The organism is Vibrio sp. 10N.222.55.C6 (assembly GCF_041473395.1).
Classification (GTDB): Bacteria; Pseudomonadota; Gammaproteobacteria; order Enterobacterales; family Vibrionaceae; genus Vibrio; species Vibrio crassostreae_C.
Genome location: NZ_JBFRSD010000007.1, coordinates 39,289 through 52,705, shown reverse-complemented (window position 1 = coordinate 52,705; position 13,417 = coordinate 39,289). Strand labels below are relative to the sequence as shown.

The window sequence follows — 13,417 nt, the reverse complement described above, 5'->3', positions numbered from 1 at the left end:
TGCACCTATAAAAACGCCGCTCATTGTGAGCGGCGTTTTCTATATTAGTATGGATAATGCCCGCTAAATCATGACATCAAGCTTCAGCTGAAGCCGTGATTTTAAACCTCAATACCTTTAGGCTTGAATCAAGGTCGACATCGACAAACTCAGGCGGGTTGTCCAGACGCTCAATGAACTCAACGCTTGGTGCTTCTTCTGCCATCGTCTCAATCAGGAAGTTTGGTGATACTGCTGGTGAGTTCACACACGCAATCACTTCACCGCCTTCAGTTAGAAGTTCAGGCAAACGACGTAAGATTTTTTTGTAATCTTTGGTTAGAGCAAAGCTGCCTTTTTGGAACGAAGGTGGATCGATGATAACGAGCTCGTAAGGACCGCCCTTCTTGATTTTCCCCCACGACTTAAAGATATCGTAGCCAAGGAAGTTAACCGAGCGCATATCGTGTTCATTCAGACGGTGGTTATCGCGGCCTTTATTCAACGAGCCACGTGACATGTCCACGTTCATGCATTGACGAGCGCCACCAGCGATAGCCGCGACAGAGAAACCACAAGTGTATGCAAACAGGTTAAGAACGTTCTTATCCTTGGCATTATCTTGTACCCACTGACGACCATTACGCATGTCTAGGAACAAACCGAAGTTCTGATTACGGCCAATGTCTAATTGGTACTTAAGGCCATGCTCAACCACAACCGGAGAGTCATTCAACTCACCCCATAGAACCTCTGAAGGCGCACCATCGGCATAACGGTGTTGCAGAACAATGCTTGTGCCCTGCTTTGATTGCCAGATATCTTTGTTGGTGAGTTCAACCAATCCAGCTTTAAGAGATGACAAGAATTCATCGTCGACTTCTTTAAACACGTTAACCAGTAGCTGTCCATCAACCCAGTCACATGTCAGTTGCTCTAGACCAGGCCAAAACTTACCGCGCCCGTGGAAAATACGGCGTAGTTCGTTTGGTACTTCATTAAGTTGCTGTTCAATATGACTAAAAAACAGAGGTAAAGCTGATGCTTCCATTATTTCACTCACTTAGTGTTTAGCTTTGGCCAAGTTAATGACCAAGGTTCAAGCCAACTGTCCAAACCGTTCGACACGGTTTCTTGATGCCACTTCTCACCCAAGGAGTTTAGGCTTCTTGGATCGCAGACATATTCGTAGGCTTGTGATTGATAGGCAAATCGAATCGCGAAGGCATGTAGATAACCTCTGTCAGCCTCACTCGATGGATTATAAATAGGGTCACCAACAATGGCTGAGCCGATCGACTTCATCGCGACACGGATCTGGTGAGTTCGCCCCGTATAGGGTTTGCATAACAGCAGACGCTCACCGGGTTCAGCCGTTGCTGATAAAAACTGAGTAATCGCAGGGTTCTCTTTGGATGTCAGAAGTTTCCAACTTGAGCGTCGTGAGCGCTCCATGTCTCCTGAGATCAAACCTTGCTTTTTCTTTGGCTTCTTAGAACCGATCGCAAGGTAGTATTTCTCTACTTCACGCTTTGCAAATAGCTGTGAAAGCTCGCTCGCCGCCGACGCATTTTTTGCCAGCAGCAGAATGCCCGAAGTCATTTTATCTAGTCGATGAACGAGATACAGCTTAGGCTCATTAATTGCCTTAGCAACTTCTTGAAGCAACATGGTATCGCCATCGTCTTTGTGGACGCTGACTCCAGGGTGCTTATTGATAAGTAAAAAATCAGAGTGGTTCAGAAGAATATCGAACATTAAAGGCTAGCTCCATTGTAGAACGTGGAGTATACCTCGTCTGAACCCAGATTCCAGCTACGAAAAAGCCCAACTCACTCAATAAATATTGAATCGTTGGGCTTCTTTTCAGCAACTAGCGATCAGTGCGTGGTCTTTACTCGATTACCAATAGGTAAATAGAACCAAGCTACCGCTTTACCCCAGTTTAAACTTACCAACTAATGCTTCTAGCTCAGCAACCTTAGCGTTCAAGCCTGATGTATTTTCGGAGCTACGAGTTGCTAGCTGCAGAGATTGCTCAGAGATATCGCTAATCGCGGTAATGTCCGCTGCAATTTCTTTGGTCACAGCCGTCTGTTCTTCTGCCGCAGTCGCAATAGAGTTAACCATGCTTTGTACATTGCCCGCACCGCTCACAATCGCTTCTAGAGCCGAAACAGCACCTGAGCTTTGCTCAACACCAATCTCAACTAAACGACAGTTATCTTGAGTGTAAGTCACCGCTTCTTGAGTGCCCGATTGAATCGATTGAATGATGCCCGAGACTTCTCGTGTCGCTTTGGTTGTTCTTTCTGCTAGCGCTCGCACTTCATCGGCTACCACAGCAAAACCACGACCAAACTCGCCTGCACGTGCCGCTTCAATTGCAGCGTTAAGAGCTAACAGGTTAGTTTGCTCAGCAATGTCTTCGATTACCTTGATAACGCTACCAATCTGCTCACCGTGAGAACCTAGAGTATTCATTTGCAACGACATATCGCTCATTTGAGTCGACACTTGTTGAATACTCGCCACCATCTCAACAATCACGTTGCGGCCATCTTCTGCAGAGGTTTCTGAGCGACGTGCTTCTTCATAAGTTGAAGTACCTTGCTGCGCCACTTCAGAAATGGTCAAGCTTAGCTCTTCAGCAGCCGTTGCAATCAAGTTAGCTTTGTCTGCTTGAGCTGATGCACCAGTAACGATGTCTTGGCTAATAGAAGAGAGCTCCCCTGTCACCGATTGGACTTGGTGAGTCACAGACGAGATTGAACCTAATAGGTCTACTAGTGATTTCTGCATCTGGTTAATCGACTTAGCCAGTTCAGCCAATTCATCACCAGAATCATCAATAATGTCGCCTGCCGTTAGGTCACCATTTGCTACACGTCGTGCTACTTGTTCTACACGAGTAAGACGATTGGTAATAGAGCTAGACAATAGATACGCAATCACACAACCAAAGACAATCGCAATAGCAGACAACACCATGATGGTGCGCTCAATGGTAGTAAACGTGTCGGTTAGTGTCAGTAGTGACTGTTCTGTATCTGCGCGCTCACTTGCTGACGCTTGATCCAGTAAGTTCTCAATAGGGATAAGATTGCTCTCATACAAAGATCGTAGCTGTTGAATATTGGCTAGTAGCGCAGCTTCATCATTGATCTTCGGCACAAGCTTTGATTCAAACTCTTGAGTGAAACGCCCCATCAGGTCTTCAATTCGCTGAATACGGCGGTGGTCTTCCGAACCTCTACTCTCCAAACGCTTAGCCTGCTCGATAGCTTGAGCAAATTCGTTCTTGCTGGTTCGATAATCATTGAGTGCGTTATCAACCAGTGTAATTGCACCAAGCGCATCTCGGTATACATCACCCGCTTCATCAATCAGTACCAGGTAGGTAACAGTACCCGGAACATCGTCCATTCTAATTTCATCTGCGCTCTGGTGCGCGCCGATAACTTCTATCCATACAATACTGACTAACGTAACAAGCACCGCCAATATAGAGCCAAAACCGGCATACAGTTTCTTTCTCACTGACAATTTCACACAACACCTACCTAAATTAAATACCGATCAAAAATTCTTGATATTCAATATATCGGCTAGGTGACGGATAACTTTAGTGAATGTAATGTTTTATTTTTTGATAAGAATTAAGTATTTGAATAAAAAAATGGGAGCCATTGGCTCCCGTTTCTTAACTTACTTTAGCTCGCGATTGTAGCTTCTTAAAACTATAGCTTCTTAGAGATAAGCGCAGAGCCAGCAATAATACCAATACCTAGTAGCATGATTGCACCTTTACCGCTGTCGAAGCCAGAAGAGATACCCATGAATGCAACGATTGCGATAGCTACTGGGATGATGTACTTAACTAGCGTGTACCATAGACCGAATAGTGGGAAAGATACTTCACCATCGTTAGTGATTTCTTTCTCTAGGTCAGCACGGTTTAGTCTCCAACCAGCGAAGATACATACCAACATACCGCCAACCGCTAGGAAAATCTTATCCGTTAGTAGGTCGAAAATGTCGAACGCGCCAGTATCAAACAGTGTTGGACCGAAGCCGCCAAGTGATAGAGAAGCGAAGATACATAGAATCGCCATTACAACACTTGCAGACAGTACCGCTGTTACACGCTTCATGCCTTTCTCATCGATTAGGTAAGAAACCACAACTTCAAGTAGAGATACTGAAGATGTTAGTGCCGCAACACTCAAACCAACGAAGAACATAAGAGCAAATAGAAGACCAACTACGCCGCCCATTTCAGCGAATAGCTGAGGAACAACAACGAATACTAAACCAGGGCCCGCTGCAGGTTCCATACCGAACGCGAACATTGCAGGGAACATTGCAACACCAGCTAGAATAGCAACACCAGTATCCATTGCGGTTACCATTGCTGTTGTCTGAACTAGGTTCTCTTTCTTCTTAAGGTAAGAACCGTATGTCATCATACAACCCATACCAAGACTTAGAGAGAAGAATGCTTGACCTAGAGCGGCTAGGATTACATTGCTGTCTACTTTAGAGAAGTCAGGACTGAATAGGAACTCAAGACCAGCCATCGCGCCCGGAAGCATAATGCCTTTGATTGATACTACAATAAGGATAATGAAAAGAAGCGGCATCAGGATCTTACCTGCTTTCTCAATACCACCAGAGATACCTTTCATAACGATAACAACGTTAAGTAGTAGGTATAAGCCCATCCACATTAGTGGTTGAACTGGGTTTGAGATAAAGCCACCAAAGCTATCACCAATTGCTTCTGGTGCGTCTAGAAGACCACCTGCAATTTTACCGATGTATGCGATTGACCAACCGCCTACTACTGGGTAGAAACCCATGATAAGTAGACCACTGAATACGCCGATAACGCCAGCGAACGTCCAACGACGGTCAGTTGTTTTAAATGCACCTACTGCTGATTTTTGCGTATGACGGCCAATCGCAAATTCAGTCAGCATGACACTGAAACCAATAAAAATTACAAAAAACAGGTAAATGGCAACGAATGCACCACCGCCACTTTCGCCTGCTGTGTATGGGAATTTCCAAATGTTACCTAAGCCAACAGCAGAACCTGCTGCAGCCATTACGAATCCTAACTTCGAACCCCAGGTATCGCGGGGTGTTGTGGTTGTATTACTAGTAGCCACGTGTACTCCAAACTTTTGTGTTATGTGATGTTGTGTTTTGCTTTGGGTGGCGTCTTTAAAAGGAAGGTGTATAAATAAATTTACACACCTAAAAGATTTGATTGACGCTCGTTGTCTAGCAAGTAAACCAGTTTAAGAATAAAATTGGAAGTGCATACCGTACAAATTTCGTTAAAGATGTAAATTTTTATGGTTAAATGCCGACTTTTCATACAAAACAATCGTTTTCTTCTTAAATTGACCAAAACTTAACAACTTTAACCTATTTACATCTTTTGCTCTATTTTGTAAATAGTTGAATCCTTAAATTCCCATATCCGTTAAATAGCATTACTATCTAAGTGTCTCTTTTTTCGAGTATTCAATGTGGATAAGCTTTATCATTTTTTAACTTTGGCCTCTGTTGTTTTGTACTGGGTTCTCGTAGCCGGTGTGACGTTTCGTGTTGTACTAAAACGACGCTCTGTCAGCGTTTCTCTTGCTTGGCTAATGGTTATCTACATTATCCCGATTGTTGGTGTAGCTTGTTACTTCCTTTTTGGTGAGCTAAACCTAGGCAGAAAAAGGGCTGAACGCGCTCATCGTATGTTTACCCCTTTCGGCGACTGGTTCCGTCAATTGAATGATTGCCAACTTCACCAACCAGGGAAAGTCGGCTCCCCTATCCATAAGATTGACGAGCTTTGTAACAATCGAATGGGCATCCCTGCACTCAGTGGAAACACTCTATCGCTGCAATCTTCACCAAACGAGATCCTACACGCAATTATCGAAGATATAGAAAATGCACAAACCAGTATCAAGATGGTTTTCTATATTTGGCATCCAGGTGGCCTGACCGATTCGGTTGCCTCTGCGCTGATTCGCGCTGCAAAACGTGGCGTAGATGTTAAAGTTTTGCTCGATTCAGCCGGTAGCCCTCGCTTTTTCAAAAGCCACTGGCAGTCAATGATGAAGGACGCAGGCGTTCAAGTCCTACAAGCACTAGAAGTGAGCCCATGGCGTATTTTCTTACGTCGCCTAGATTTAAGACAACACCGCAAAATCATTGTGATTGACGAGACTATCGCCTATACGGGTTCAATGAACATGGTCGATCCTGCTCACTTCAAACAAAGTTCCGGCGTTGGTCAGTGGATTGATGTAATGGTCAGAGTGACTGGGCCAACCGTTAATGTGTTATCCGCTATTCATGGCTGGGATTGGGAAGTTGAGACTGGTGAACGCATTCTCCCTGATATACCTGAATGCCCAGTTGAAGAAATCATGACACATCATCCGGTTCAAGTAGTGCCGTCTGGCCCTGGCATGCCGGAATATTTGATCTTACAAGTACTGACCATCGCCATCAATCAAGCGAATCATTCTGTACGTATTACTACACCTTATTTTGTGCCAAGTGCTGACTTACTCGAAACACTTAAGATGACAGCTCAACGCGGCGTAACTGTAGAACTGATCATTCCACACAATAACGATTCACTAATGGTTAAATGGGCTTCTCGTGCGTTTTATACCGAGTTGCTTGAAGCTGGCGTAAAGATCTATGAATTTTACGGTGGCCTTCTTCATACCAAATCGGTAGTGATCGATGAAGAGTTTTGCTTGATCGGAACCGTCAATATCGACATGCGCAGTTTGTGGCTCAACTTTGAAGTGACTCTGGCTGTGGATGATGTGCATTTCACGCAAAAACTGTCTGAGCTGCAGAAATCTTATATCGCTTCATCCCACTCTGTAGAGTTAGAACAGTGGGAGCAAAGAAACCTTAGTAATCGCTTCTTTGAGAGGCTGTTCTACTTGTTCAACCCACTCCTATAATTCCAGCAATGAGTCGATTATGGCTCGTTGTTTCCCCATCGATCATTTTTAACCTTTCACTGTTAACTGAGTGAAAGGTTAAAAATCGTAAGAAAAGCGCAAAAATCCCCGCTCCGCTCTTGCTTTGAACACTCTTGGCATGTTTTAAATAGGACATAACCGATTGATAAGGAATTCACAGCATGTCCGAGAACAAAACCACTAAACTTATCACTGCCGGTCGTGATAAGAAGTGGACCAATGGTGTTGTTAACCCACCAGTACAGCGCGCTTCAACTGTCGTATTTAACTCAGTAGAAGAGAAGCGTAAAGCTACGATTAACCGCGCTAACAAGACCCTTTTTTACGGACGTCGTGGAACCAACACTCATTTTGCCTTCCAAGATGCGATGGTTGAAGTAGAAGGCGGCGCGGGTTGTGCACTGTACCCGTGTGGTACAGCAGCAATTTCGAATGCCATTCTCTCTTTTGTAGAAACAGGTGATCATATTTTAATGGTTGACACCTGCTACGAACCTACTCGTGATTTCTGTGACACCATCATGAAAAAGATGGGGGTAGAGACAACTTACTACGAGCCAACGATTGGTGAAGGTATCCAAGACCTTATCAAGCCAAACACTAAGGTGCTGTTTACTGAGTCTCCAGGCTCTGTCACCATGGAAGTGCAGGATATTCCAACACTAGCGCGTATCGCTCATGAACATGACATCATCGTTATGCTAGACAATACTTGGGCGGCTGGCGTGAACTTCTCACCGTTTGATTTTGGTGTTGATATCTCGATTCAAGCAGCGACCAAATACATCGTGGGTCACTCTGATGTGATGCTAGGTACGGCAGTCGCCAATGAGAAATGCTGGGATCAACTAAGAGAGCAAAGTTACTTGATGGGGCAATGTGTCTCACCTGATGATGCTTATTTAGGGCTTCGCGGCATTCGTACTCTTGATGTGCGTCTACGCCAACACGCAGAAAGCAGCTTGAAGGTCGCAAAATGGTTAGAGACTCGTCCTGAAGTTAACCACGTTCGTCACCCTGCTCTTGAGTCTTGCCCAGGCCATGAATTCTTCAAACGAGATTTTACTGGCGGTAATGGCTTGTTCTCTTTTGTACTAAACAACTCTAATATCAAAGCGACGACAGCGTTACTTGATGGAATGACACATTTTAGTATGGGTTACTCTTGGGGTGGATTTGAAAGTTTGATTCTAGCTAACGAACCAAGCAGTTTTGACAGCTTGAGAACTGTTGCCAATCCTAATTTCGAAGGTACCTTGATACGTGTTCATATTGGGTTAGAAGATGTTGATGACCTGATTGCTGATCTAGAGGCGGGATTAGAACGTTATAGCGCTCTGATTTAATCTGAGACGATAGGTCTAATATGCAAAAAAGGCAGGATATTCCTGCCTTTTTCTGTTTAAAGCATAACTCAAAATACTCATATTCAGATACTTCAGCTCATAATACAAACCGCTCATAGTCCAGAAGCTTTCAAAGCCAATATTGAACCTTAAAGCACATCCACTTAAAGATCTCAGAGCGATGAAAAAATGGCTATGAATTTTTCAATTTCTAAGTGATTGTTCCGCTGAAATAAATAACACTTTATTTGTGTGGGCAACCGACTAAATGATCATTGACCATACCTGTTGCTTGCATAAATGCGTAACAGATTGTTTCTCCTACAAACTTAAAGCCTCTCTTCTTCAAAAACTTACTCATCGCTTTAGATTGCTCGGTAGAAGCGGGAACTTGAGACATCTCAGTCCATTGATTCACGATCACTTCATTATCAACAAATTGCCATAAGGCATTAGAAAGAGAGCCGAACTCTTTCTGTAATTCAAGCGTTGCTCGTGCATTGTTGTATACCGAAGCAATCTTACCCCTGTGTTTAACCACATCGAAGTTTTCAATGATGTGCGGCACGTTGTCTTCATTCAGCTCAGCTAGCTTGTTTAGATCGTAATTATCGAACGCGGCACGATAGCCTTCACGCTTTTTAAGGATCGTAATCCAACTCAGACCGGCTTGAGCACCTTCTAAAGTAATGAACTCAAACAGAACTTGGTCATCATAAACAGGCACGCCCCACTCTGCATCGTGGTACTCCCTTTCAAGCTCATGTTTAAGCGCCCATGCACACGTTCTATCCACTGTATTAGCTTCCATTTCGATGGTCTCTTTTAGTAATCGTACATAAAAATAATGCCCCAATTAGGGGCATTATTTCAAAGGTCAGTTGACGTTAAGCCACTTCAATTTTATGGAACAAACGATACAGCACAGGCACTACGATTAGCGTGAGTACAGTCGCAAAGCCTAAACCAAACATGATGGTTACTGCCATTGGTTTGAAGAAGATATCCGGTAGTAGAGGGATCATACCTAGAATGGTGGTAATCGCCGCCATACATACCGGGCGAACACGACTCAGAGCCGCATCAACAACCGCTACATACGGATCTTTACCAGATTTCATCTCAATCTCAATTTGATCAAGTAGTACGATACCGTTCTTCAGAAGCATCCCAGATAGACTCAAGAAGCCCAACAGCGCCATAAAGCCGAATGGTGTATTCAAGGCTAGCAAGCCTGTCGTCACCCCTATCAACGCCAATGGAACCGTTAACCAAACGATCAGAGGCTCTTTCACCGAGTTAAACAAGAACACAGTGATTAAGAACATGAACAAGTAACCCAGAGGCATGGTTGTGAACAGTGACGCCTGTGCATCTGCTGACGACTCATATTCACCCCCCCATTCCAATGAGTAACCCGGAGGCATCTCAATCGCTTCAATCTGTGGTTGTAAGCGTTTCTGTAGAGTTGAGGCCGTCTCTTCACCCAATAGATCAGGATCCGCCATTACCGTTAGCATACGCTTACGGTTCTTACGGATGATCAGTGGATCTTCCCATTCTAGCTCGTAACCTAACGTTACTTGTTGAAGTGGGATGTACTCACTTAATGCTGGGCTCCAGATCTTCATGCCTTCGATGTTACGAATATCGACACGCTCGTCTTCAGGCAAACGAGCCACAATCGGCATTAACGTTGTACCATCACGATACACACCAATCGACTTACCAGAGAAAGACATTGCTAGGAAATCATCAACGTCAGATTTAGTAATACCATAACGACGCGCTTGGCTTTCATTGAACTGAGGCTCTAATACCTTAGTTCTTTCACGCCAATCGTGACGAACGTTAAATGCGCCTTCATCAGCACGCATGATGTCCATCACTTGTGCAGCGATTGAACGTAAAACCGTTGGATCAGAACCCACAATTCGCGCTTCAATTTTCGCACCGCCACCAGGACCTAATTCGATCTGTTTAAGCTTGTAGTCAATCTCTGGGAACTGACCATTTACATGTTCACGGAAGCGTTTCATTAGCCCTTCAAGTACTTCATAACTTTTCACACGAACCGTTATCTCGCCGTAAGCGCTATAACTTTTCTCTGGCGCATAAGTCAGCATGAAACGTTGCAGGCCTTTACCCGCGGTTGTCGTGATATGTTCAACTTCGTCCTGCTCAGCTAGCCAACTCTCAAGCACTTTAAGCTTGGTATTGGTCGCTCGAATATCGGTACCTTCTGGCATCCACACATCCACTTGGAACATAGGTGTGGTTGAAGACGGGAAGAAGGCTTGCTTAACGAAACCAAAACCGTACACACTCGCGCCTAAACCAATAATCAGAACAAACATGGTTAACCAAGCACGCTTCATACAGAACTCAAGGAAGTTTTTGTAGATAACAAAAACCATCCCGTTGTATGGGTCCTTACCTTCGTTATCTGGATCGACCTTCTGACCTTTAAAGAACATGTCGGCAAAGAACGGCGTGAGCGAGATGGCAGTAAACCAACTCAGCATCAAGGAGATCAGTAGCACCGTGAACAAGGTGCCACAGTATTCGCCTGTTGAGTCTTCAGATAAACCAATTGGAGCAAACGCAGTCACCGCAATAACCGTCGCACCAAGCAGCGGCCATTTGGTTTGGGTTACGATATCGGTGGCGGCCTGCATCCGGGTTCGCCCCTTCTGCGTGCCGATCAATATCCCTTCCACCACCACAATGGCATTATCCACCAGCATCCCCAAGGCGATAACCAACGCGCCCAGTGAAATACGTTGTAGGTCGATCTTGAAGTACTGCATGAAAATGAATGTACCGAATACGGTCAATAGCAGTATCAAACCAATCAATAGGCCCGATCTTAGTCCCATGAAGAACAGTAACACCACGATTACGATCGCAACCGCCTGCCCTAAACTCACCACAAATCCGCTTACCGACTTGTCTACCTCTTTAGGTTGGTTATAAACCTCGGAGATGTCGATGCCGACGGGTTGTTGATACTTTAGCTCGGCCAATCTTCGATCAAACGCTTCACCAACCGCTACTACGTTCACGCCTTGCGCAAAAGAGACACCAAGGTTAAGTGCGAGCTTGCCGTTATAGCCAATGATGTTACTTGGCACTTCAACATAACCACGAGTTACATTCGCCACATCTTTTAAATAGATGAGACCTTGAGCACCACCTTCTGTCAGAATTAAATCGCCAAGCTGCTCAACATTCTGGAACTCACCCGTTGGATGAATTCGAATGTATTCGTCGCCAATTCTTACCGCACCCGCACTTGATACAATATTTTGAGTCGATAAAAGATTAAATACCGTGCTTGGAGACAGACCTAAGGAGCTTATCCGCTTCATCGATATCTCAATGAATACTTGCTCTTGTTGTTGACCAGAAACAGAGACTTTACTGACCCCATCAACCAACTCTAGCTCTCGCCTTAGGTAATCAATGTAATCCAGCAGCTCTTTGTAGCTATAGCCATCCCCCGTCACCGCCAGCAAAATACCGTAAACGTCACCGAAATCATCGATGACTTGAGGATCATTGACGCCGGGTGGCAGTTCAACCTTGAGATCATTCACTTTTCGGCGAAGTTCATCCCATATTTGCGGAAGATCATCTGGGCCGTAGTTGTTCTTCATCGTCACCGTTACCTGTGATAGGCCGCGGCTAGAGATAGAGTTCACTTCGTCCACATAGGTAAGTTGTTGAATCGCTTTTTCTAGTGGGTAAGTAACTTCTTCTTCAACTTGTTGAGGTGTGGCCCCTGGGTAAGAGGTCACAACCATCGCATCTTTGATGGTAAAGGCAGGATCTTCTAAACGACCCAAGCCGAAAAAGGCAGAGACACCACCAATAAGAAAGATCAGAGATAACATCCAGCTAATGACTTTGTTACGTATAAAGTAAGAAGCAACACCTGTGATCTGATCATCACCCTGTTGATCGTCATTTTGGGGCTTGTTATTTACTTCACTCATTGTTCGTCTCCTGAGACAATACTTCCACTGTCATCCCATCTCGCAATCGCGATACGCCTGCAACAACGACATGCTGCCCCATTTCTAATCCTTTCATGATCTGCAATGTTTTCTGATTGGCTTTTCCTATTACGACTTGCTGTTTTGAGACGGTACTGTCGTCATTAAGCACCCATACATAAGAGTTCTGGCGCGTTAAATCATCGCCATCCGCATTAAACACAGCTTCGATTGGGATAAGTACCCCAGCTTTTAACTCCAAGCCGATATCTCGCCCATTTGACGTCACCTCAACGGCCATACCATCCAGAATCAAATCATCTTCCGGCATAGGTAGAGCAAGCGTCACCGTGAACGTGCCCGTGCTTGGGTCAGGTTCAGTGGTAAACTCCTTAATAGCCGCCGTGTATTCATTGCCACTGGGTACTCTTACCACAGCCTCAACATTCGATAACAGCTGTTCGCTAGGCTGATTCACGTAAATCTGGTCAGGCAGTTGGATAACAACCTCAACATCCTCGACACTGTGAATGTTCACGACCTGCTGGCCTACCTGAATATTTTCATATTGATCGACACTGACACGAGAAATGATCCCATCAACAGGAGCACGAAGCTTAGTGAACGACAAGCGCAGTTTTGCGAGTTCCAGCTCGGCATAAGCGATCTGGCGTTGAGCAGCAATTTCATCAAACTGTGACTTCGCCAATAAGCCTTTCTTCACTAGCGGACTTGAACGTCTGTATTGGCTGTTAATTACCGTGTAACGCGCCTGAGCATTGTCGACATCCAGTTGATAATCGGTAGGGTCAAGCTCTGCAATGATGTCTCCTTGTGAAACACGCTCACCTTCTTTCACATCAAGCTTATTGATTTCACCAGCGACTCGAAAGCTGAGATGAGCCTTCTCGGCAGCGTTTGCAACCGCTGGGAAATAGAGTTTGTCGCTAAAGTCGATGACTGAAATCTCGATAGCTTTAACCAAGGGCGTGTTATTCACTTCTACAACTTGTTTATCTTCACAAGCCGTAAGTAAAGCCAAACACGACAGTCCAGCGGCCACTTTAAGTGTTTTCAT

At 44.8% G+C, this 13,417-nt stretch carries 9 protein-coding genes; 2 read left to right on the top strand and 7 right to left on the bottom strand.

The genetic code is table 11. From position 1 onward, the window contains the following. Positions 1–76 precede the first annotated feature (76 nt). The 4 genes from AB4486_RS07850 to AB4486_RS07835 all read right to left on the bottom strand — a co-directional run bounded on the left by AB4486_RS07850 (position 77) and on the right by AB4486_RS07835 (position 5,153). On the bottom strand, positions 77–1,030 hold the full coding sequence (locus tag AB4486_RS07850) for a class I SAM-dependent methyltransferase (RefSeq protein WP_017068057.1): 954 nt from the start codon (positions 1,028–1,030) through the stop codon (positions 77–79). Positions 1,031–1,038: 8 nt separating this feature from the next. Beyond that, positions 1,039–1,737, bottom strand: a complete 699-nt coding sequence (locus AB4486_RS07845) for a TIGR01621 family pseudouridine synthase (RefSeq protein ID WP_017060318.1) — start codon at positions 1,735–1,737, stop codon at positions 1,039–1,041. A gap of 177 nt (positions 1,738–1,914) precedes the next feature. Next, the gene (locus tag AB4486_RS07840) at positions 1,915–3,531 is read right to left on the bottom strand and encodes a methyl-accepting chemotaxis protein (RefSeq protein ID WP_065583883.1); all 1,617 of its coding nucleotides are present in this window, start codon (positions 3,529–3,531) and stop codon (positions 1,915–1,917) included. A gap of 188 nt (positions 3,532–3,719) precedes the next feature. Beyond that, the gene (locus AB4486_RS07835) at positions 3,720–5,153 is read right to left on the bottom strand and encodes a sodium-dependent transporter (protein ID WP_050546918.1); all 1,434 of its coding nucleotides are present in this window, start codon (positions 5,151–5,153) and stop codon (positions 3,720–3,722) included. A 366-nt stretch (positions 5,154–5,519) separates the two neighbouring features. Here AB4486_RS07835 and cls point away from each other — a divergent pair, with 366 nt between their 5' ends. Together cls and AB4486_RS07825 are read left to right on the top strand one after the other, a co-directional pair. Then, complete coding sequence (gene cls, locus AB4486_RS07830) at positions 5,520–6,974, top strand: cardiolipin synthase (RefSeq protein WP_372116909.1); 1,455 nt, start codon at positions 5,520–5,522, stop codon at positions 6,972–6,974. Between the two features lie 182 nt (positions 6,975–7,156). Next, positions 7,157–8,341 (top strand): cystathionine beta-lyase, encoded by a 1,185-nt coding sequence (locus tag AB4486_RS07825; RefSeq protein ID WP_017065338.1) that lies wholly within the window; start codon positions 7,157–7,159, stop codon positions 8,339–8,341. Between the two features lie 244 nt (positions 8,342–8,585). Here the strand turns inward: AB4486_RS07825 and AB4486_RS07820 are convergent, their stop codons facing one another. The 3 genes from AB4486_RS07820 to AB4486_RS07810 form a co-directional block, all read right to left on the bottom strand. After that, on the bottom strand, positions 8,586–9,152 hold the full coding sequence (locus AB4486_RS07820) for a DNA-3-methyladenine glycosylase I (RefSeq protein ID WP_017065337.1): 567 nt from the start codon (positions 9,150–9,152) through the stop codon (positions 8,586–8,588). 76 nt (positions 9,153–9,228) lie between these two features. Further along, on the bottom strand, positions 9,229–12,339 hold the full coding sequence (locus AB4486_RS07815) for an efflux RND transporter permease subunit (protein WP_017065336.1): 3,111 nt from the start codon (positions 12,337–12,339) through the stop codon (positions 9,229–9,231). Next, complete coding sequence (locus AB4486_RS07810; RefSeq protein ID WP_029222096.1) at positions 12,332–13,417, bottom strand: efflux RND transporter periplasmic adaptor subunit; 1,086 nt, start codon at positions 13,415–13,417, stop codon at positions 12,332–12,334. Before AB4486_RS07810 ends, AB4486_RS07815 begins: the two co-directional genes overlap by 8 nt.